General features: G+C 65.4%; 20 protein-coding genes. 5 read left to right on the forward strand and 15 right to left on the reverse strand.

Translation table 11 applies throughout. From position 1 onward, the window contains the following. Window positions 1-10 precede the first annotated feature (10 nt). Window positions 11-643: a DsbA family oxidoreductase gene (locus CLV78_RS01845; protein ID WP_106203064.1), complete on the reverse strand. Its 633-nt coding sequence runs from the start codon at window positions 641-643 to the stop codon at window positions 11-13. A gap of 265 nt (window positions 644-908) precedes the next feature. Then, window positions 909-2,432, reverse strand: coding sequence for a class I adenylate-forming enzyme family protein (locus CLV78_RS01850; protein ID WP_106203718.1), 1,524 nt, complete (start codon window positions 2,430-2,432; stop codon window positions 909-911). A gap of 254 nt (window positions 2,433-2,686) precedes the next feature. On the opposite strand from CLV78_RS01850, the gene CLV78_RS01855 reads away from it, so the two are divergent. Further along, window positions 2,687-3,325: a helix-turn-helix domain-containing protein gene (locus CLV78_RS01855; protein WP_106203065.1), complete on the forward strand. Its 639-nt coding sequence runs from the start codon at window positions 2,687-2,689 to the stop codon at window positions 3,323-3,325. A gap of 24 nt (window positions 3,326-3,349) precedes the next feature. Here the strand turns inward: CLV78_RS01855 and CLV78_RS01860 are convergent, their stop codons facing one another. From CLV78_RS01860 to CLV78_RS01915, 12 genes are all read right to left on the reverse strand, one after another. Beyond that, window positions 3,350-3,580 carry a hypothetical protein gene (locus CLV78_RS01860; protein WP_146136619.1) on the reverse strand — a complete coding sequence of 77 codons (231 nt, stop codon included), beginning with the start codon at window positions 3,578-3,580 and terminating at the stop codon, window positions 3,350-3,352. 446 nt (window positions 3,581-4,026) lie between these two features. Then, window positions 4,027-4,647: a TetR/AcrR family transcriptional regulator gene (locus tag CLV78_RS01865; RefSeq protein ID WP_106203067.1), complete on the reverse strand. Its 621-nt coding sequence runs from the start codon at window positions 4,645-4,647 to the stop codon at window positions 4,027-4,029. Continuing rightward, window positions 4,640-5,512 carry a polyphosphate kinase 2 gene (ppk2, locus tag CLV78_RS01870; RefSeq protein ID WP_106203068.1) on the reverse strand — a complete coding sequence of 291 codons (873 nt, stop codon included), beginning with the start codon at window positions 5,510-5,512 and terminating at the stop codon, window positions 4,640-4,642. Before ppk2 ends, CLV78_RS01865 begins: the two co-directional genes overlap by 8 nt. A gap of 48 nt (window positions 5,513-5,560) precedes the next feature. Next, window positions 5,561-6,436, reverse strand: coding sequence for an alpha/beta fold hydrolase (locus CLV78_RS01875; protein WP_106203069.1), 876 nt, complete (start codon window positions 6,434-6,436; stop codon window positions 5,561-5,563). A 3-nt stretch (window positions 6,437-6,439) separates the two neighbouring features. Next, window positions 6,440-7,366 (reverse strand): homoserine O-acetyltransferase MetA, encoded by a 927-nt coding sequence (gene metA / locus CLV78_RS01880; protein WP_106203070.1) that lies wholly within the window; start codon window positions 7,364-7,366, stop codon window positions 6,440-6,442. Between the two features lie 38 nt (window positions 7,367-7,404). After that, window positions 7,405-8,283 carry an ATPase gene (locus CLV78_RS01885; RefSeq protein WP_106203071.1) on the reverse strand — a complete coding sequence of 293 codons (879 nt, stop codon included), beginning with the start codon at window positions 8,281-8,283 and terminating at the stop codon, window positions 7,405-7,407. 867 nt (window positions 8,284-9,150) lie between these two features. After that, on the reverse strand, window positions 9,151-9,540 hold the full coding sequence (locus tag CLV78_RS01890) for a RidA family protein (protein ID WP_106203719.1): 390 nt from the start codon (window positions 9,538-9,540) through the stop codon (window positions 9,151-9,153). Between the two features lie 198 nt (window positions 9,541-9,738). Beyond that, entirely contained in the window at window positions 9,739-11,052 is a 1,314-nt protein-coding gene (locus tag CLV78_RS01895) for an OmpP1/FadL family transporter (RefSeq protein ID WP_106203072.1), read from the reverse strand. Between the two features lie 171 nt (window positions 11,053-11,223). Next, on the reverse strand, window positions 11,224-12,099 hold the full coding sequence (locus tag CLV78_RS01900; RefSeq protein ID WP_106203073.1) for a DMT family transporter: 876 nt from the start codon (window positions 12,097-12,099) through the stop codon (window positions 11,224-11,226). Then, on the reverse strand, window positions 12,096-12,377 hold the full coding sequence (locus CLV78_RS01905) for a putative quinol monooxygenase (RefSeq protein ID WP_106203074.1): 282 nt from the start codon (window positions 12,375-12,377) through the stop codon (window positions 12,096-12,098). The genes CLV78_RS01900 and CLV78_RS01905 overlap by 4 nt, the downstream gene beginning before the upstream one ends. Continuing rightward, complete coding sequence (gene guaA / locus CLV78_RS01910; RefSeq protein ID WP_106203075.1) at window positions 12,368-13,930, reverse strand: glutamine-hydrolyzing GMP synthase; 1,563 nt, start codon at window positions 13,928-13,930, stop codon at window positions 12,368-12,370. Before guaA ends, CLV78_RS01905 begins: the two co-directional genes overlap by 10 nt. A 272-nt stretch (window positions 13,931-14,202) precedes the next feature. After that, the gene (locus CLV78_RS01915; RefSeq protein ID WP_106203720.1) at window positions 14,203-15,093 is read right to left on the reverse strand and encodes a LysR family transcriptional regulator; all 891 of its coding nucleotides are present in this window, start codon (window positions 15,091-15,093) and stop codon (window positions 14,203-14,205) included. Between the two features lie 91 nt (window positions 15,094-15,184). On the opposite strand from CLV78_RS01915, the gene CLV78_RS01925 reads away from it, so the two are divergent. The 3 genes from CLV78_RS01925 (at window position 15,185) to CLV78_RS01935 (ending at window position 19,508) form a co-directional block, all read left to right on the forward strand. Continuing rightward, complete coding sequence (locus tag CLV78_RS01925; RefSeq protein WP_146136620.1) at window positions 15,185-16,180, forward strand: NAD(P)-dependent alcohol dehydrogenase; 996 nt, start codon at window positions 15,185-15,187, stop codon at window positions 16,178-16,180. Between the two features lie 116 nt (window positions 16,181-16,296). Next, entirely contained in the window at window positions 16,297-17,835 is a 1,539-nt protein-coding gene (locus tag CLV78_RS01930; protein WP_106203077.1) for a trimethylamine methyltransferase family protein, read from the forward strand. A gap of 254 nt (window positions 17,836-18,089) precedes the next feature. Further along, on the forward strand, window positions 18,090-19,508 hold the full coding sequence (locus CLV78_RS01935) for a cytochrome P450 (RefSeq protein ID WP_106203078.1): 1,419 nt from the start codon (window positions 18,090-18,092) through the stop codon (window positions 19,506-19,508). A gap of 89 nt (window positions 19,509-19,597) precedes the next feature. Here CLV78_RS01935 and CLV78_RS01940 read toward each other — a convergent pair whose 3' ends face one another. Then, window positions 19,598-19,891 (reverse strand): DUF6477 family protein, encoded by a 294-nt coding sequence (locus tag CLV78_RS01940; protein ID WP_106203079.1) that lies wholly within the window; start codon window positions 19,889-19,891, stop codon window positions 19,598-19,600. A 277-nt stretch (window positions 19,892-20,168) separates the two neighbouring features. On the opposite strand from CLV78_RS01940, the gene CLV78_RS01945 reads away from it, so the two are divergent. Beyond that, on the forward strand, window positions 20,169-21,251 hold the full coding sequence (locus CLV78_RS01945; protein WP_245924804.1) for a DUF6456 domain-containing protein: 1,083 nt from the start codon (window positions 20,169-20,171) through the stop codon (window positions 21,249-21,251). Window positions 21,252-21,467 lie beyond the last annotated feature (216 nt).

The raw sequence follows: 21,467 nt of genomic DNA on the forward strand, positions 1-21,467 counted from the left end.
CCGTGTTGCGTCACATCTGTCCGTTGATCTCGTCGACGAGCTTCAGCCACAGGTCGGGCTGCTGCGCACCGGGGACCACGTGCTGGTTGGCGATGATGAAGGTCGGAACGCCGGTCACACCCTTTTCGCGGGCGTTGGCATCGCGGGCGCGGATATCCTCGGCATCCGCCGTCCCAGCCAACAGCCGATGCACCGCCGCCGCATCCATGCCGACGCTGTCGGCGATATCGGCCAGCGTGTCGTGATCGCCGATGTCGCGGCCCTGCTGGAAATAGGCGGCAAAGAGCGCATCGACGACGGGGGTCTGCTTCGCCTCGATCCCGGCCCAGTGAATCAGCCGGTGCGCGTCGAGCGTGTTGGGGGTGCGCTGGATCGCACCGAAGTCGATCTCCAGCCCGGCGGCTTCGGCGGCCTCGGCGATACGGGCATAGACCTCGACGGCCTGCTCTTTGCCACCGAACTTCGTCTCCAGGTAGGTCCGCCGGTCCATGCCGCCAGCGGGCATGTCGGGGTTCAGCTGGAACGGGTGCCATTCGATGCTGAACGGGTGATCGGGCCGCTCCTGAAGCGCGCGGTCAAGGAGCGACTTGCCGATGAAGCACCACGGGCAGATCGGGTCGGAGAGGATATCGAGCTTGATCATCCCGCCCCTGTAGCAGTCTGGACGCCGCTGCCAAGGGAAATCTTGTCCGAAGGACGGTGGCCGGTGGGTTCGTGGGGGCTGCGGGATCGGCGTTTGCCCCGCGCGCCTTCGATGGCTTTTGGGCTGACCGGCCGGATCCGCTTCGGTCTGGGGATTGCCCGTGGCGGTTCTCCGTGCAGGGGCGGCGTGCGTCGTGCATTGCCCGGCGAGATCGATCGCGCCCGCCCCGCAGGTCCGTTTGGCGCCGGGGCGACCTGCCGGACCCTCAATCGGGCGACGGTGACCAGCCGCGCAGGGCGGCGCGGTTGATCTTGCCATTGCCGGAATGCGGCAGGCTCTCCATGTGAACAAAGACGCGCGGACATTTGTAGCGCGCCAGCGTTTCGGCCGCGAAATCGGCGATCTCGGCTTCGGGGAGCGCAGTGGGACCGGTGTAGAAGGCGCCGATCACACGCGTATCCGCCTTGACCGTGACCTCGGCGCAGGCGACCTCGGTGATGCCGGGGTGGTGCTGGAGCACGGTCTCGACCTCCATCGGCGAGACCCGGTAGCCGCCCGCATTCATCATGTCATCATCGCGGCCAAGGTATCGCAGGGCACCGTCCGCGCCGAGGCTCACCGTATCGCCGGTCAGGAACCATTCGGCGGCGTAGCGGGCGGCCGTCTCCTCCGGCGCGTCGAGATACCCAAGCATCAGCCCCGGATCGCTCCGGCAGATTGCCAGCGTACCCGGCGCGCCGAGCGTTACCGGCTTCCGGTCGGGGCCAAGCACGGCGATCCGGCGACCCTGCTGTGGGAAGCCGAGCGTTCCCTGCGGGGCCGGACGGGCCGGGCTGCCGGAGATGTAGGTGGAGCATTCGGACATGCCAAGCGCCTCGTGCACCCGGGTTCCGGTGGCGGCCTCCCACGCCGCGCGCAGGCGGTCGGAGAGCTTTTCCCCCGCCGCAAGACCGTGGCGGAGCTTCGGCAGGTCCGGCAGGGTTGCTTGCTTCAATATCTGCCTGTAAACACCCGGAGCCGCAGCAAAAAGCGTGGCGTCGTGACGCCTGAGGAGAAGCGGGATCTGCGCTGGCGTGATGCCCTCGGCGGGGATCAGCGCGGTGGCGCCGATGGCCCATGGATCCATCAGACCTGTGCCGAGCGTGAAGGTCCAGTTGAAGGCGCCCGCATGCAGCAGCCGGTCGCTCTCCCGCAGGCCGTACCAACCCTCCCACATCATCTGCCGCGCCCAGACCGCGCGGTGGGCATGGACCACACCGCGTGGCGACCCGGATGTGCCGGAGGTGTAGATAATGTAGGCAGGGCGATCCGGCGGGCCAAGGTCGGGGGCGATGGGCGGCGTTGCCTCCATTTCCCGCAGCGCGAGGCTTGGCAGAACCGGCGCCGCGCACCCCTCCGGCAGAGAGATCTCTGGAGCGGCGACGATGGCCGCCGGGCGGGTTTCCTTCGCGATGCGGCTGATCTCCGGCACGGTCAGGGCGGCGGAGGCCGGTATCGGCACGATCCCGGCCCAGATCGCGCCGAGGTAGGCCAGCGGAAACTCCACCTCGTTGCCGAGTCGCATGAGCAACCGGTCGCCCGGCGACAGGCCCTGCGCCCGCAACCCGGCCGCGATCCCTGCCACCGCCTGCGCCAGCGCCCCGTAGCGCCAGCGGGAGGCGCGGCTGGGCGACAGGATCGCAAGCGCTGTCTTGTCCGCGAGCCGCTCCGCCGGATCCAGCACATGGGCGGCCATGTTGAAGGCGTCAGGCGGAGGCGGGGCAGGTGGGGTGGTATGGATCGACAACATGGCCTTTGGGTACGCAAGCGGCGGTGGCCGCGCAAGGTTGCAGGCCGTGTGGGCGGCACCACGCACAGGGGCTGTTGCGCTTGCAGCTCCGGGCGGGCGTCACCCTGTTTGGCGGACGGCCCGATGCGCACGGCAAGGACCCGCCGCAGGCGGGCCCGGCCCAACGGAAACTGTGGCGCGCCAGCGCTGCGGTTTCGGGCGGGAGCCCCCCGGCCCCATTGCGCAGGACCCGCGTGCACCCTACAACCCGCCCCATGCCTTCGAACCGCCATGACGAGACCGACCCCCGCTCGCTGATCCGCATCGCCCGCGAAAGCGGCGAGGCCATAGAGGCCGCGCCAGTCGATCTCGGGGAACGCGTGCGGGAATTGCGCAAGGCCCAGGGCTGGACGCTGGAACAGGCGGCGGGGCAGGCCGGGCTTGCCCGCTCGACGCTGTCAAAGATCGAGAACGGTCAGATGTCGCCGACCTACGAGGCGCTCAAGAAACTCGCCGACGGGCTGAAGATCTCCGTTCCTCAGCTTTTCACCCCGCCCGCGAAGGTGGAGGCCAACGGCCGCATGGTGGTCAACACCGCCGGCGAAGGTTCGGCCCATGCCACCGCGACCTACGAACATGAATTGCTCGCCGACAAGCTCACCAGCAAGAAGATGCTGCCCTACCGCGCCCGCATCCGTGCCCGCTCGATGGAAGAATTCGACGGCTGGGTGCGCCACGAGGGGGAGGAGTTCCTGCTGGTCCTGACTGGTGTGGTCCGGCTCTTTACCGAGTTCTATGCCCCGATCGAGCTGCGGCGCGGTGACAGCGCCTATTACGATGCAACGATGGGGCACAACGTGGTTTCGGTCAGCGCAGAAGATGCGACCATTCTCTGGGTGACGTCGCTGACGTGACGCCGCGCGCCCGGGGCCGCGGTCCTATTCGGCGGCAATCAGGCGTGGCACTGGCTGCGCGCCGGGCAGCAGCCGAAGCTCGACCGCCTCGATCCCCTCGGCGGGTGTCAGGTCGTGGGTGTCGGCAATGTATTCGGCCAGCAACTCACGGTTTCCACGGAACCGCACGAGCGCGCAGGGATCGGCATGGGGGAAGATGTCTGCGACGCGGTCGATGTGGTCATGCCAGTCCATCAGTAAATCCCTCCAGGTCATCCATTCCTCCCTTGGCGCGATTGTTTCCCCGACGTTACCGCAGAATTGCTGCGGTGCGGAAACTTTGTTGCGTTTCGGTCGATATTTTTGAACTAAACCACTGGTCGGGATGGATTATTTCAATGTCGTGAGAATTGCTAAAACGCGGCATTTTCAAGGAGTTAGCGCCAACATCCACCGGCGCCGAAGCTGCGAATCGATGCCGGCGATTCGGGCAGGTACAACCTGATTCGCGCGCCCTCCGGACCGGCCTCAACCGGGGCGATTATCCCTCGTCTGATGGCACGTCCGGCGCATCGGTTCGCCCGTCATCGGATCAGGTCCCGGCGGTGTGCCCGCGCCATAGCCCAAGGCTCCGAGTGTCCGGAACGGCCTGTGGTCGAGGACAGGCGCAGGAGAGCGGGACTGTGCGCCCGCCGATTTCGCCTCGCCCGACGTCGTGGGCGCTACTCGTCCCTTGGGAGCAGCCCGAGCCCGCGCAGGTAGATCCCGATACCGGTCTCCAACAGATCCTCGGGCGGAAAGGGGGCGCGGCCACCGGGGACACCCCGTGCATAGAGCTCCACGACACCGTGGGACATCGACCAGATATGGGCCGAGACCATCTGCGCCGGCGGGCGTTTCTCGGGCGGGATATGCTCGGACAATTCCTGCGCGGCACGCTCCAGAACCAGCTTGGAGCGTGTTGCCGCCGCCGCCAGCTCCGGCGTGCGGTTCACCGACAGGCCGCTTTCGAACATCGCCTTGTAGTGACCGGGGTATTTCATCGCAAAGGCGAGGTACGCCCGGCCCGTGGCCTCGAAACTCGCCAGCGCCGAGGGTTGACCCTTGTCGAAGGCAAACTCCATAAGGTCCGCGAAAATCTCGAAGCCTTGCCGCGCGACCTCCGCTATCAGGTCCTCTCGCCCCTGGAAATGGCGATAGACCGCGGCCGGGGTCACACCGGCCGCCTTGGCTGCCTCGGACAGGGTGAAACCCTGCGGGCCCTTTGCATCGATCAGGTCCAGCGCGGCGTCGACAAGCGCCTGGCGCAGATTGCCGTGATGATAGCCCCGTTTCTTAGGCATGAATCAGGGCAGGACCTCCGCAGATGAGCGAGTCCGGGGTGCCGACGATCTTTTCCTTCTTGCCAGCATAGTCGATCTGGCTCAGCACCAGCCGAATGCTGGCAATGCGTGCGCGTCGCTTGTCGTCGGCCCGGATCACGGTCCAGGGCGCGTAGATCTCATGCGTGAGGTGCAGTGTCTCAGAGATCGCCTCCGAATACTCGTCCCAATAGTTCAGCCCGTCCACGTCGATCTGGCTGAGTTTCCACTGCTTCAGGGGGTCGTGCTCCCGCGACAGCATCCGGTTGAGCTGTTCGGCCTGGGATATGTTGAGCCAGATCTTGAACAACCGGATTCCATCCTCGACCAGCAGTTTCTCGAAATCCGGAAGCTGCTTGAAGAAGGCCTGACGTTGGGCGTCGGTGCAGAATCCGAACACCTTTTCCACCACGCCCCGGTTGTACCAGGACCGGTCAAAGAGGCAGATCTCGCCGCCGGCGGGCATCTGTTCCACGTAGCGTTGGAAATACCATTGCTTTGCCTCGCGGCTGGTCGGTGCGGACAGGGCAACCACGCGGGCGGATCGCGGGTTCATGTGTTCCATGAACCGCTTGATGGCGCCGCCCTTGCCGGCTGTGTCGCGCCCCTCGAAGACAACGGCGATCCGTTCGCCCGACTTCTGCGCCCAGGCCTGAAGCTTCACCAGTTCGATCTGCAGCTTGGCGAGGGTCTCGTCATATTCCTTGCGATCCATGCGAGAGTCATAGGGATAGCTCTCGTTCAGGATCGGCTTGCCATTGGCCTTTGCGATGGCTTCCCGAACATGCTCCGGGGCATGCTTCTTGTAGAACGTGCTGATGGCACCATCGAACGGCAGCTTGGACATGTCTTTCTTACCCTCTTGATCGCGGGACAGTATGTCGGCGCGACCGGGTCAGCGCAATCCGGCCCTGCCGGCCGCGCGATCAATGGCCGCAAGCGTTGCCGACGGGTCGACGTGATGCGGCATGTGGCCGACGCCCTCCAATTCGGTAAGTGTTGCGTCGGGCAACAGTTTGCTCAGCGGACGCGCATGCACCTGGATCGGAACGATGGTGTCGGCGGTGCCATGCAGCAATTCCACCGGCAGGTCGAGCGCCGGGTAGCGCCGGGCCATCTCCGTGACATGGGGTTTGAGCCCGCCCACCTGCCGGGCATTGGCGCGCAGGCTCACGGACCGGAGTGTCAGGTCGATGCCGATGTGCTCCGCATAGCCATCCGGCGCCGGTTGCGGGGCGAAGACAGATCCGACAGAGCGGTGGGCAAGGGCGCGGGGCAACAGCGCCGCCACGAGCGGCACGACGATCGCCGCCCCGACCCGGTTGGATGCGATGCGGTACCACGGCCCCAGTTCTCCCGGCCAGGGCATCGTTGCCCCGGCCAGCGAGACAACGGCGCCGACGCGCTCGGGGTGGTCCAGGGCCCATGCCATTGCAACGGACGCGCCGTAGGAATGTCCGACAACCACCGCGCGCTGCACGCCCAGCCGTGCCGCAGCCGCATCGAGCACCGCAGCCTGTTCGGCCGGGCTGTCGCCTCCGGTTTCGAGCGGTTGGGAATGACCGAGCCCGGGCCGATCGAAAGCGATCACCCGGTATCGATCCACCATGCGCGGGACGAGGTCCCAGGTGAAGTCGCGGGTGTTTCCATTGGCCCCGTGGGTCAGGATCACGACCGGGCCCGCGCCTTCCTCATGCACGTGCACCTGCTGTCCGCCGATATCGAGCAACCGTCCCGTGGGCGGGTAAAGGTCGGCTGCGCGGCGCGCCATGACCTACCAGTGACCGGTGCCGATCGCATCCAGGTTGAACGGCGTGGACTGGTAGATCTCGTTGATCCAGTTGCCGTAGAGCAGATGCGCGTGGCTACGCCAGCGGTTGGTGGGCACGTTCTGTGGGTCGTCGTCGGGGTAGTAGTTCACCGGCACGTTGATCGCCTTCGAGGCCGCAACATCCCGGTCATACTCCTCCTTCAGCGTGCCGCTGTCATATTCGAAGTGGTTGAACATGTAGAGCGCACGGTGTTCGGGGTCCTCGATCAGCGCCGGGCCGACCTCGTCCGAGCCGATGAGCGGGATCAGTGCCGGGACGGCCTCGACCTCGTCCTGACGCATCTCGGTCCAGCGCGACACTGGCATCAGCAGGTCGTCGGAAAACCCGCGCAGATAGGGAGAGGCGGGGGCGAGGTTCTGGTGCCGGAAGCAGCCGAATGCCTTCTGCGCCAGCATGTGCTTGGGCACGCCGTGGAAATGGTTGATCATCGCCATGCCGCCCCAGCAGACGCCGAAGGTGGAATGCACATTGGTCTGCGTCCAGTCGAATATCTGCGTGAGCTCTTCCCAGTAAGTCACTGCTTCAAAAGGAAGATGCTCGACCGGAGCGCCGGTGATGATCAGCCCGTCGAACTTCTCGTCCCGTATCTCGTTCCAGGGCTTGTAGAACTCCGCCATATGCTCGGCGGCAGTGTTCTTGGTCTCGTGGGACGAGATCCGGATCAGGTGAAGATCGATCTGGAGAGGCGTCGCGCCGATGAGCCGGGCGAACTGCGTCTCTGTCTGGATCTTCTTGGGCATCAGGTTCAGCAACGCGATCCTGAGCGCCCGGATATCCTGACGCGCGGCCCGGCCTTCGCCCATGACCATCACGCCTTCGTTCTGCAGAACGTCATAGGCGGGCAGGGTGGATGGCATCTTGATGGGCATCGGGTTTCTCGCGGTTGGGAACGTCTGAGATAGGGCGATCAGGCCGCGCGCTCAAGGGCGGTGGCCACGAGTGCCTCGAAACTGGCGGGGCTGTTCGCGGCGGCGACCTCTTCGGCGGTGACCGTCACGCCCCAGTTTCTGGCCATCGCGGCATAGGCCGGTTGGCGAGCCGCCATGGCGCGGCGATAGGCAAAACGGACGAAGGCATCGGGATCGACCTCCGCTTCGCCGACATCCTGTTCGGCAAGGAAGTCACCCCAGCATTCCATCAGGAAGCTGTCGCGGTAGCACATCGGTTTGGGCGCCCGTTCGAAGCGCCGCACGAGTTCGTCGCTGTGGTCATCGGTGCCCTTGATCCAGACCAGCAGCATCGTTTCCGCGAGTGTCCGCAGGATCGGGTCTTTGGGGTCGTTCGGGTCTACCACTTCGCAGATCGACCCGCCGGAATCGCAGACGAAATGCGGGTAGCCGTAGATATCGCCGGCCCGCCTGGCAAAATGCGGCGCATCGAGCAGGGCCGCGCGTTCGGCGTCGTGGTGCTGGTCCTGCCGCTTGCGATATTCCGCAAGGCTCAGCCCCGCCCGTGACGGGTCGCCGGGTTTGCCAAGGTAGTTGGAGAGCGGGGCAAGGTTGTCGAAGGTGATATTGGACCCGATGTAGATCGAATCCGACATCAGGAGCGCCCGCAGGGGCGGCACTTTCATCGCCTCGCGTTTGAACTCGTCCGCGATAAGCTCGCCCATGTAGCGGGTGCCGATGCGGTAATCGACCGAGTAGTGAAACCAGTCGCCATGTCCGCGCAGCATGTTCGAGACATGGGTCTTGCCCAGCCCCGACATGCCAAAAAGCATCAGGCGTTTCTCGGGCGCGGCGGCCCAGGCGTCGGCGGAGGCATACAGGCGGGGCAGGTAGGTCATGGGCCAAGTGGTAGCGGGCGCGCGCGCGGTGTTCCAGCGGGATTGTGGCCCGGAGGCCGGATGCCGCAAGGGCGCCGCCCGGTTCATCGGTTCGCGGTGGGGGCGGTTGCTCGCAAGTCCGTCGCCGGACATGGCGGCCCAGCCCGCTTCGCGCTGAAGCCGCAACGATGGTGACGAACCATGTGAGACGGTCGAGGGCGCCTCCGCTCTGCGCGGCGGAGATGCTCGCTGAGCGCCCCAGCCGAGATCGTCCGCGGCGTGCCATGCCCGGGGCCGGGGATAGACGAAAAGTGCGGAGGAGAGGCGTTTGGTCATAGCTGACCGCCGTCATTGGCGGCGCCTACATGCGGCAGCGCGGGTACTACGCGGAGTCCGCGTCGAAGGTGACGAAGCATTGGGGGCGGCCGTGGGCAGATCTTTCTTTGTCCGGTGGGGATGCTGGCAGAGCGTCCCAGCCGAAACTGTCCGCGCCGCGGCAAGCTCGGTGTCGGGGATGGGCGAGACATGTGCAGGAGGGGCCTTTGATCATGCCTGACCGCCGCGATCGAAGGACCGGCGGAGCCCGTACCGATGGTGACGAAGCACGTCGAGCAGTCGTGGGCCATTGCATTCTGTCCGGAAGAGTTGCTGGCAGAGCGGCCCGGTTGAATCCGTCGGCGACGTGCCATGTTTGGTGTCGGAGGTGGACGGGGACCTGGAGGAGTGACCCTTTGCCGTGCCCGGGCGGGCGGCACCGGCGGAGGGTATCTGCGCTTTCCACGCCATTCCACAGAGCCTTCGCGCCACGCGCCCGCGTGGCGCTGTCATCGCTTGCCGTGTCTGCAATGGCGCAACTATCCGGGGCGGAGCCGCAAGGCCATCGGCACCTTACACCGCCGCCGCAAGCACCTCGACTTCCACCACGAACTCGGGGCGGGTGAAGCCGGAAACGATGAGAAGGGTCGAGCTCGGCAAACGGCCCGTCTGGGCCATGAATGCATCGCGCGCCTTCATGTAGCCTGCCATGTGCTCCCGGCCGGTCACATAGGCAGAGATATGCGCCACATCCGCCGCCGACATTCCACCGGCGCCGAGGATCTCCGCAATGTTGCCAAAACAGATCATCGCCTGATCGTAGGCGTCGGGGGGAATGGCGTCCTGCGCGTCGATTCCCAGCTGCCCGGAGGTCTGGATCAAACGGTGACCGGCGGGGATCTCCACGCCATGGGCATAACGGGCAAACGGCGGGCGAAGGGTCGTCGGGGTCAGTTCTTTCATGCGGCTCTCGGATTGGTGCGGGTGCGGGGTGGTCCCGCGTGGGTCCTGCCCAACATATCCGCCGCCCGAGGGCGCGCCCATCCGATGTCGGGCGGTTTCCGGTTTCACCCCGGCAGAATCGCGCGTTTGCCTAAAAAACAGGCCCCGTCCGGCGGGACGGGGCCAATCCGATCCAGGAAATTGTGAGTGGTGCGTGGATCAGAAATTGTATCCGACACGAATGCCGAAGCTGGTTGCGTTGTTGCCCTCGAAATTGGCGCGAGCCACGTCGGGGGTTCCGGTCTCTGGCTTGGCGTCGCCCAGCCAGGTGTGGCGCACACCGCCGGTGATGGAGAAGGCATCGACCGTGTACGAAGCGCCGATCGCCAGCGCCCAGAGGCCGGTGGAGGGCGCAAGCGGCGACACCAGATTGTCGCCGGCAGCCTCATAGCTGACGGCAAACGACCCGGCCCACTGCTCGTTGAAGCGGCGGCCGAGGCCAAGCGCGTATGTGGTTGTGTCCTCAAGGTCCACGAGGCCGCCACCGGTGTAGTTGGTGAAATTCGTGGGGTCTATCCGGAACTCGGACCAGTCGACCCAGCGGATCGAGCCGAAGAGCAGGGTGTCGGCGGCAATGCCGGTGCGGAACTCCAGGTTCACCGACTGCGGCGACTTCACCTCGACGTCGTCTTCGCCGTCGAGTGCCGGGACGATGATGGGCGCGCCGGTGGTTGGGTCGACGCCGACGATCACATCGGGGCCGGATTCTTTCATCTTCACGTTGTGCGAGATTTCGGAATTGTAGGTCAGGGAGACCCGGGCGGCGATTTCCGGGATCTCGTAGGCGCCGCCGATGACCCAGCCCAGAGCGGTGCTGTCCTCGAGCGTGACGGAATAGCCGTTCACGGTGCCTGCGGCGGTGGTTGCGGCAGCCTGGAACTCTGCTGCGGCGGCAAGGTCACCGGCAGCGGCGGCGGCCTGTGCGGCGGACATGTTCGCGGCGAAGGCAGCCTGCGCAGTGGCTTCCGGCAATCCGTAGGCGAGACCGGACAGGCCGATGTCCCCCTTGATGCGCTGCAGGCGGAGGCCACCATGGGCGCTCCAGCGATCGTTGAACTTGTAGCGCAGGTAGGCGGTGAGCGAATCGCCGTCGGCGATGGCGGAGGTGCCGCCAAGCTCGGTGGAAGCCATGTCGCCGGGGTAGACGACGTCCGAGCCATAGGATTGGTCATAGATCAGCGCGCCGGACCATTGGTCCGAGAAGTTCATTTTCACCGCGCCGCCGACGGAATTGAAGGATTCCGCGACACTGTCGTACTTGGTTCCCGCTGGCAGTCCGACCGCGCCGATCCCCACGCCCTCGCCGGAGACACGCGGGATGGTGCGTCCAAACGCCAGTTCGGCATAGCCGCCGGATTCTCCGCCGGCTTCGAACAGTGCCTGGATCGGTTGTCCCGTGCGGTCCAATCCACCTGCGGTGGCTCCCCCAGCCGTCAGCACCATGACTGAAACGCTGGTCAAAAGCTTGTTCATACGTCCTCGTCCCTTGAGTGAGTTGGCGCCGGGGAAGGCCCCGGCGCGATACTTGGTGACATTGTTGTGACGCAGACCCTACGAATTGGTTTTCATTCAGGTCAATTTTTACGCTGGGTCACAAAATTCACTTCGGCAGGATGCGACAGGTGCATCACTTTTGAGCGTTGTTCACGTTGTTTTCTTTAGGAATACGCGCCCGCCGCCCCGCAGATTCATCCAGTTGGCAAAAAGGATGATTCCCGCGCCGAGAATCACCAGCAGGTCCAGCGGCTCGTCGTAGAGCAGCAATCCGACCAGTGCGAGAACCGGCAGACGCAGGAAATCCATCGGCATGACGACACCCGCCGGAGACAGCGACAGCGCCTTCGTCAGGCAGAAATGCGCAGACAGCCCCGAGGCACCGATGATTGCCAGCCAGGGCACTGCGCGGGCCGATGGCAGCGTTACATCACCGTCGGCGCCGGCGCAGATCAGGCCCATGACGGCTTGCATCAGTGTCAGCCAGAAAAGGATGCACGTCGTGGAAGCGGTGCGGGTGAGCTTGCGGGTCGCGATGGCCGTGCCGGCAAAGCCGATGGCGGAGGCGAGGGCGGCAAGCATGGGCGGGCTGATGCCGCCGAGTTCGGGCCGCACGATGATCAGCACGCCCACGAAGCCCAAGAGGATCGCCATCATCCGCATTGGCGTCAGACGCTCGCCGAGAACCAGCGGCGCCATGAGCGCGACCCATATCGGGGTGGTGAATTCCAGCGCGATGACCTGTGCCAGCGGGATCAGCGCAAGCGCGTAGAACCAGAGGTTCTGCCCGGTGAAGTGGAACAGGTTGCGCAGCAGGTGCAACCCGAGGTTTTGCGTGTTCACCTGCCGAAGGCTGCCCGCCATCCCGCCAATCGTCAGCACCAGCAGGAAGCTGAAGATCGACCGGTAGAGCAGGATCTCGAACGTGTCATGTTCCAGCGAGACGGCGCGTCCCGCGACAGCCATGGTGGAAAAGGAACCGACAGCGGCCATCATCCAGGCGGCGGTTCGCAGGGTCGCGGTCATTCCCCGTCCTCGGAGATTTCGAAATGGCGTGGAATCCCGGCGCTGATCCGCCCCCAGTCCGAAGCCCGTGTCCGCGCCTGGTGGGCCTCGAAAGCGGCGCGCGATGCGAACCGTTCGGACACGATGTAGCGCCCGGGCACATCGGCATCCGGCGTCACGTCAAAATGCACGCATCCGGGCTCGGCACGTGTCAGGCGGATGTGTTCGGGAAGGGCCGCCGCGATCTCCTGCAGCCGGTCGGCGGGGATATCGATGTGGCCGGAGAGGCTCACTCCCATTCGATCGTTCCCGGCGGTTTGGACGTGATGTCATAGGTGACCCGGTTGATCCCCGGCACCTCGTTGATGATCCGCGTCGCCGTCTCGCCCAGGAACTCGTGGGTAAAGGGATAGTAGTCGGCGGTCATGCCGTCGACGGACGTCACCGCGCGCAGGGCGCAGGCAAAATCATAGGTCCGCCCGTCGCCCATCACGCCCACCGTACGAACCGGGAGGATGGCGACGAAGGCCTGCCAGATCTCGTCATAGAGACCGTGCTTGCGGATCTGGTCGATATAGACCGCATCGGCCTCCCGAAGGATGTCGAGCTTTTCGCGGGTGATCTCGCCGGGACAGCGGATGGCAAGGCCGGGACCGGGGAAGGGGTGGCGGCCGATGAAGCTCTGCGGCAGGCCAAGCTCGCGGCCAAGCGCGCGAACCTCGTCCTTGAACAGCTCCCGCAGCGGTTCGACCAGTTTCAGGCCCATCTTCTCGGGCAGGCCGCCAACATTGTGGTGCGACTTGATGGTGACGGAGGGGCCACCGGAGAAGGAGACCGATTCAATCACGTCGGGGTAGAGCGTACCCTGCGCCAGGAACTCGGCATCCTGAATCGTGTCGGCGTGTTTCTGAAACACGTCGATAAAGAGCTTGCCGATGATCTTGCGCTTGGTCTCCGGGTCCGACTGGCCGTCGAGTTCGCCGAGGAAAAGTTCGGTTTCATCGGCGTGGATCAGCTGGATGTTATAGTTGTCGCGGAACATCGCGACGACTTCCGTGGCCTCGTTCTTGCGCAGCAGGCCATGGTCGACGAAGACGCAGGTCAACTGGTCGCCGATGGCCTCGTGCAGCAGGATCGCGGTGACGGAGCTGTCCACGCCGCCCGAAAGGCCGCAGATCACCTTCTTGTCGCCGACCTGTTCCCGTATGCGGGCGATGGCTTCCTCGCGGTAAGCGCCCATGGTCCAGTCGCCCTTGAAACCGGCGAGCCTCACGAAATTCTCGTAGAGTTTTGCGCCGTTTGGCGTGTGGTGCACCTCGGGGTGGAACTGAACCGCGTAGAAATGGCGGGCCGGGTCGGCGATGATGGCGAAGGGCGCGTTGGGGGAGGTTCCGAAGACTTCGAACCCCGGTGCGATCTTGCTCACGTGGTCGCCGTGGGACATCCAGACCTGTTCCCGGTCAGCCTCGAACCAGCCTTCGAGAAGGTCGAGCCGGGTTTGCGTCGGAGTGACATAGGCGCGGCCGAACTCGGCTGTGCCGTGACCGGATTCCACGCGCCCGCCCAACTGTTGCATCATGGCCTGCTGCCCGTAGCAGATCCCGAGGATCGGCAAACCCATGTCGAACAGTGCCTGCGGGGCGCGCGGGCTGCCCTCTCGCGTGACGCTGTCCGGGCCACCGGAGAGGATCACGGCCTTCGGCCCCATGGCCTCGATGAAGGCGGCATCCACCTTCTGGTAGGGGTGGATTTCGCAATAGACGTTCAGCTCGCGCAGGCGGCGGGCAATGAGCTGCGTCACCTGCGAGCCAAAGTCGATAATGAGAAGGCGGTCATGGGCTTGGCTGGTCATGCGGGACCATTAGGCCGGGGCCGTGCCGGTGACAACCCCGGCTTGGCGGACTCGGCGGAGGAATCCATCGTGCTCGGGACGACGGCGTGGCGCATTTGGGGGCGTATGCCAGTGCCGAGCCAGTGCCATGAGGTCGTGTCGTGGTCCCGTACCCTGCCTGCAACATGTCGGGTCGGTGCGTTGCGGCGGGCCTCCGGCGCTGCGCTCCCTCGACATGCGACCAGGCGCGGAGGTTGGCAGCCCGTGCGCGCGAGGTCACGGCAGAGGGCGGATCAGCCGCTGGCTAGCTCTTCTGCCAGCAGGTCGAAGACCGTGCGAACCCGAAGCGACGTGGCAAGGTCACGGTGCGCCACCAGCCAGACTGGAAAGGTGATCGGTTCCATGTCAGGCAAAACCCGGGTCACGGCCGGGTCGCTGTCCCCCAGCGAGGTCGGCACGACACCGATGGCCGCCCCTTCACGCACAAGCTGCCATTGCACCACGTGGTCGCCCGTAATCAGCGGGAAGTTCTCGGGACAGAGGTCGAGCCCGACACCGGCGAGCTGTTCCATGTAGCGCGGCCCGTGATCGAAGCCGACAAAGGCGGCCTGGCGCAGCGTCTCAGGCGTGATCGGGTGCGGCAGGGTTTCAAGATACGCGGGGGTGGCATAGAAACGCGCGGTGTCGTCCGCGACCTTGCGAGCAATGAGCGCGGGGTCCTCGGGTCGGGTGTTGCGGATGGCGATATCCGCCTCCCGGCGGCGCAGGTCGGACACGGCGTTGGAGGCGACGATTTCAACCTGGATGCCCGGATGCAGGCGGCGCAGCCTTGTGACGATGCGGGGCAGGCGATAGGCGGCATAGATGTCGCTGGCGGTCAGGCAGATCGGCCCCTCGATCTGCCGCGACTGGCCCGAGGCAGACAGCGACAGGCGGGTTGCGGCCTGGCCCATCTGCCGGACATGGTCCAGCAGGTCCATACCCGCAGGGGTGAGGCTCAGCCCGCGCCCGTCCCGCTCGAACAGGGCAAGGCCCAACTCCTCCTCAAGCGCGGAGACCTGCCGTCCCAGCGTCGGTTGGCTCATCCCGAGCGCTCGCGCCGCCGCAGAGAGCGACCCTTCCTCGGCGGTCACAAGAAAGGCCCGGGCGCGGTTCCCGTCGAAGGTCACGGATGTCCAGTCCATGCAAAAATGCATACCACATCGCCGGATTTGGTCAATATTCACGATGATGCTGCATGGGGTAACCCGACGGCAGGAAACAGGAGACGGCGTGATGCGTGCAGCGACCTACAGGAAATACGGCGGACCGGAGGTCCTGAAAATCGAGGAGATCGCGCGCCCGGAGCCGGGGCCGGGGCAAGTCCGGGTGCGGGTGGAGGCAAGCTCGGTGACGACGGCGGACTGGCGGCTTCGCGCGGCGGCCTTCCCCTCCTTCACATGGTTGCCGGGACGGCTGATGTTCGGCCTGCGCCGGCCACGCAAGCCGGTGCTGGGCGGGGACTTCGCCGGGCGGATCGATGCCGTGGGCGACGGGGTGACGGAATTTCAGCCGGGTGATCCGGTGTACGGGTTCAGTGGAATCGGTGCGCATGCGGAATATCTGGTGATGGATGCCGGGGCAGCCATTGTGCCAAGGCCGGCGTCGCTGTCGGCTCGTGAGGCTGCGGCGCTTCCCTTCGGCGCGCTGGCGGCGCTGGTCTTCCTGCGAGACTTCGCGAAGCTGAAGCCGGGCGAGAGGGTGCTGATCCTTGGCGCGACCGGCGGCGTCGGAGCCTACGCTGTGCAGATCGCGCGGGCGCTTGGCGCCAGGGTCGATGGTGTTACCAGTGCCGCGAATGCAGCACTCGCGCGGGATCTCGGCGCACAGACGGTGCTGGACTACCGGACCGAGGATTTCGCCGACAGCGGTCAGACATGGGACGTGATCCTCGACCCCGTCGGCGTCAGCACCCCGAGCGAGGCGCGAAAGGCGCTCGCCTCCGACGGGCGGTTCGTGGCGCTCAATATGGACTGGGCGACCCTCTTTGCCGCGCTCACCAACCGGTTCCGCCGGGGTCCGAAGGTGGTGATCGGGGTCAACGGCGACCGGCGCGAAGACCTCGATGCCCTCACGGAGATGATCGCCGAGGGAAGCTTGCGTCCGGTGATCGACGAGGTGTTTCAACTTTCGCAGATCACCGAGGCCCATGCCAAGGTCGAGTCTCGTCATCGGGCGGGGGCCGTGGTGCTGGACATGACAGGACAGGCAGAGGCCCCCTCGCGTTCCTGACGTCATCTGTGATGCAATGTCGCTTTTCCCCCGCAAGCGCCGCAAATCGCGGCGGAAGAATGCGCGCGCCCGGGCTAAATCCGAACGCAGGGACGGAAAACGCTCAGGAGGGTGACATGGCGGAAGAGAAGGCACGGCGGCGCGGACGTGGCGGCGGCGGTGCGGCTCGCCGGGCAGAGCGGACGGCGCTCAGGATCGACTGCGCCAAGGTCATCGACCGCAATATCCCCGACATGAACATGCTCTCGGACGAGACGCTGGAGATCATAGAATACAATGCGGAGACGGTGCTGGAGGAGATTGGCGTCGCCTTCGTCGAGAACCCCGCCGCCCTGGAACGGTGGAAGGCCGCCGGTGCGGATGTCGACGGGGAGCGTGTTCGCATCCCGCGTGGCCTGGCACGAAAACTCTGCGAAACGGCGCCGTCGTCCTTTGTACAGCATGCCCGCAACCCGGAGCGTTCGGTCGAAATCGGCGGTCGCAAGCTGGTGCTGGCCCCGGTCTACGGCCCGCCCTTCGTCCGCGACCTGCAAGGCGGGCGCCGCTATGCCACGATTGAGGATTTCAGGAACTTCGTGAAGCTCGGCTACATGTCGAAATGGCTGCACCATTCGGGGGGCACGGTCTGCGAGCCCACCGATATCGCCGTGAACAAGCGGCATCTCGATATGCTGCACGCGCATATGACGCTATCGGACAAGCCCTTCATGGGCTCGGTCACCGAACCCGTTCGGGCCAGCGATTCCGTCGCGATGTGCGAGATTCTGTTCGGCGGGTTGAACGACCGCACGGTGATGACCTCGCTCATCAACATCAATTCGCCGCTGACCTTCGATGCCACGATGATGGGCGCGCTCGAAGTCTACGCGACCGCCAACCAGGCCTGCATTATATCGCCCTTTATCGTCGGTGGTGCGATGGCGCCGGTCTCTGTCGTTGGTACGCTGACCCAGGTGTTGGCGGAGGTGCTGGCCGGCGTTGCCTATTCCCAACTGATCCGGGCCGGCGCGCCGGTGATCATGGGCGCTTTCGTGACCTCGATCGACATGAACTCCGGCGCCCCCACGTTCGGCACGCCGGAGGCCGCGCAGATCACACATGGCGCGGGCCAGCTTGCGCGGCGTCTGGGTCTGCCCTACCGCTCGGCCGGGTCGTTCAACGGCTCCAAGCTTCCCGATGCACAGGCCGCCTACGAGACCGCCAATTCCCTGAATGCAGGGCTCTATTCAGGCGTGAACTTCATGTTGCATGCCTGTGGCTGGCTGGAGGGCGGGCTGGTCGCTTCGTTCGAGAAATTCGTCATGGATGCCGACCAGCTTGGCGTGCTGCACCGGCTCGGCGAAGGGGTGAGCGCCGACGCGGAAGCGCAGGCCATGGACGCGATCCGGGAGGTCGGGCCGGGCGGGCACTACCTTGGCTGCGGCCATACCCAGCGAAACTTCAAGGAGGCGTTCTGGCGGTCCGAGTTGCTGGATTACAAGCCCTACGAGACCTGGGAAGAAGAGGGCGCGCGGGACACGATGGCGCTGGCGGGTGAACGTGTCGCGCGCCTGTTGTCGGAATACCAAGAACCGGTGCTGGACCCGGCTGTTCGCGAAGAGCTGGACGCCTTCGTTGCGCAACGCAAGGCCGCGGAGGCCGACGCCTTCGTCTAGAGCCGAGACCGGACGGCCCCGAGCCGGTGACCGGATGGCGCAGGAACCCGCTTTCGCGACCACACTGGACGGCCCGGCGCGCGTGCCCTGCGGTTGCACCAAGGCGTAGATGCCGCGCCGCCTTCCCCGTGTCGCGGCCCGTCTGATCGCTGGCACGAATTGCCGCGCCATCTGTACATTCACTTGCTCTGCTTGCGGAAAGGCGCAACAGGTCAACCAGTTGGAAGCAGATTGCGGCTATCCAGACAGGCGCCATGACCACGTTACCGCCCAAACCACGGTCCCGTCCGAAGAACGTGTCGCTGCTCAGGCACGCGCTGATGTTTCGGCGCGACGTGCTCTCTGCCCAGCCCGAACGCCTGTATGGTGCGTGGATGGCGGAATTCCGGACGCCGCTGTTCCGGACCTACCTGCTGAACCAACCCGATCTCGTGAAAACCGTGCTGGACAACAGCCTGACGCGGTTTCCCAAATCGACCCGGATCCGGGACGGGCTGACGTCGCTGCTGGGAAACTCGCTGTTCCTGTCGAGCGGGGAGGATTGGTTGCACCAGCGCCGCATCGTCGATCCGGCCTTCGAGGGGGGGCGCCTGCGGGAGGTCTTCCCGATGATGTGGGATTGTGCCGTCGCCGCGATGGAGCGGCTGGAGGCGCAGGCGGGCGACTCGCCGGTCGAGGTGGAGGCGATGACCTCCCACGTGGCCGCCGACGTCATATTCCGTACCCTGTTTTCGCTGCCGATCACCGACAAGGTGGCCGCCGGTGTGTTCGAGGAGTTCCGCGATTACCAACGCTCCATGCCGCTGGCCAATACCGCGACCTTCTTTCCGCGTGCGAAATGGTTGCCGAGTTTCCTGACCCGGCGGTCGCGGCGCGCGGCGGAGCGTATCCGGGCGCTGATCCGCCAGATCGCCGCGCGGCGGAGCGCGGAAATCGCCGCCGGGACCGCGCCCGATGACCTTGCGACAAAGCTGATGACGACGCCCGATCCGGAGACCGGAGCCTGTTTCGATACCGAGGAAATGGTAGACCAGGTGTCCATCTTTTTCCTCGCCGGGCACGAAACGAGCGCGTCGGCACTGGCGTGGTCGCTCTACATGCTGGCGCTCTACCCGGAGTGGCAAGACAGGATCGCGGCGGAGGCCGAGGCCGAGATCGAAATGGACGCGCCGCGGTTCTCGGTCGTGAGCCGGTTGAAACTGTCCCGCGATGTTTTCCGCGAGACACTGCGGCTTTATCCGCCGGTGCCCAACATGGTGCGGGAGACAACCTGCCCGGAAACCTTCCGAGAGCGCGATATCAAGACCGGCAGCCAGATCATCGTCAGCAGCTGGTACATGCACCGGCATACCAGGATCTGGGATCGCCCGGACGAGTTCTGCCCGCACCGGTTTTCCACGCCGGAGGGCAAGGCGTCCATGCGGGACGCCTACATTCCGTTCTCGGCAGGGCCGAGGGTCTGCCCCGGCGCGGCCTTCGCCATGCTGGAAGGTCCGCTGATCCTGTCGATGCTGGTGCGTGCCTACCGGTTCGAGCTGGTGCAGGATCGGCCGGCGGTGCCGATCGCGCACCTGACGCTGCGCTCCAGGGACGGTATCTGGCTGAAACTGTCGAAACGTACGCCAAAGGCGCAGGCAGTGCCCGGGCGGGATGATGCAGAGGCGGGTGCCTGAAAAAAGGCGCGGCACTCTGACGAGGCCGCGCAAGTCGAGGGAAACACGATTGGGGGCGACGGGGCTGGCAGGCTCCGTCGCGTGCGGCGTCACGCGGCCATGGGGCCCCGCAGGAGGCTCCGCGCCTCTGCCATCAGGGCGATCATGATCTCCACATGGCGGGAGGGTGAATAGCTGGCATCCCCTTCCCGCCGGCGCCGATCAAGCTCGGCTTCGGCATCCATGAGCTTTCGCACCGCGCGTTCCGGGGCAGGGGTGCTGTCGCTGCGCATCACCCGCTTGAAATCTCGGCTGTGGTTGTACTCGCCAATACCATGGCGCGCCGCGCGGATCAGCAGGCGAGGGCGGCGCAGCGCGCCTAGGGCTTGGATGAAGTCGGTCATGTCAGGTCTCTCCGTGAATGTGGCGAAACCGTGGCACAGGTTTGGTCGCTGTTGCGATTCTGTGGAAAAGACCGCGCGCAGTACTTAGAATTGTTTGCGAATTTTCAACAATTCTGTCCACAGGTTCTGAAATTAACCTGTGGGTAACCATATCGTCCCTAGGTGGGGCAAGGATCACACGGAAACGGTGAACAGGAGACGTCAAGGGGGCAGCATGGATGGCCAATTGAAAGAAGATCTGGCGGGCGGGTTGCCCGGATGGGTTCCAGAGGCCGCGATGCATTACCTACGGCACACCGAGCAGGGGCTCTCGATACGTGAGGTCGCCCGGGCCGAGGGGTGCCATGCCTCGACGATCCTGCGCCGTATCCGGCGGTTCGAACAGCGGCGTGACGATCCGCTGGTCGACGAGATCCTGTCCCGGCTGGGGGAGGTGCATTTCAGGACCGAGCAATCGGAACGCCCCGGACCTGAGGAGATCGACCATATGACCGCCCACTTCACGCCTGCCGATGCACCGCGAACGGTCTGTGACGAGGCCACGATCGCGCGGGAGGGACGCCGTGTCCTGCGCCGCATGGCCGAACCCGGCGCAATGCTGGCCGTCGCGCCGGACATGGACAAGGCCGCCGTGCTTCGGGAAATGCCTGAAGGCGGCACCAACCGCACGGCCGTTGTCGACCGCCATGTCGCACAGGCCTTTGCGCTGAAGGAATGGATCAGCTGCAAGAGCGCGGGCCGGGTGACAACCTATGGGATCACCTCCTCCGGGCGTTCGGCGCTCAAGCGGATGATCAGCGAGGACAGCGTCGGCCGGCAGGGTTTTGCCGAGGCACCGATGCCCTTCGGCGACCAGCACCGGGAATGGGGCCACAAGGTCGTGCTGGAGGAGGACGAAACGCGCCGTCCGCGCCGGGTACGCTACAACATGGCCGAAAGCCCCGTCGTGTCATTGGCCCGGCGCCGCGACAAGGATGGAACGCCCTTCCTGGAGCCCGAACAGGTGGCCGCGGCCGAGCGCCTGCGCGAGGATTTCGAACTGGCCCAGATGGGGCCGCGCGTCACCCAGAACTGGGAGCGGTTTCTGACAGCCGGCACCCGGGGCGGCTTTGGCGGTGGCGACCCGCTGTCCGGTCCCGAAGGCGCCCGCAAGCGGGTTGAGGCCGCACTCTATGAGCTTGGGCCAGGACTCGGCGACATGGTGTTGCGGTGTTGCTGCTTCCTTGAAGGGCTGGAAGCCACCGAGAAGACCATGGGATGGTCGGCCCGTTCGGGCAAGATCGTGCTGCGCATCGGCCTCGCCCGACTGGCCCGCCACTACGAGGAAACCTACGGCCCCGGCCGTGGCATGATCGGCTGACCCAACCACTCACGAACGATGACAAGGGGCTCCGCAGTTGCGGGGCCCCTTCGCCGTTCGGGCAGGCCGCAGAACGACCGCCTGTGCCGGACGACTTCACAGCGCCCCCAGCGGGTCGAACCGGTGTGGCGATGGGCAAGGTGGCCGATTGCCGAGCCCTCCTCGGCACGATCCGGTCGGTTGAATTTAGCCACTGGTCGGCGCGACGGGTGCTTC

This window comes from Aliiruegeria haliotis, assembly GCF_003003255.1.
Taxonomy (GTDB): domain Bacteria; phylum Pseudomonadota; class Alphaproteobacteria; order Rhodobacterales; family Rhodobacteraceae; genus Tropicimonas; species Tropicimonas haliotis.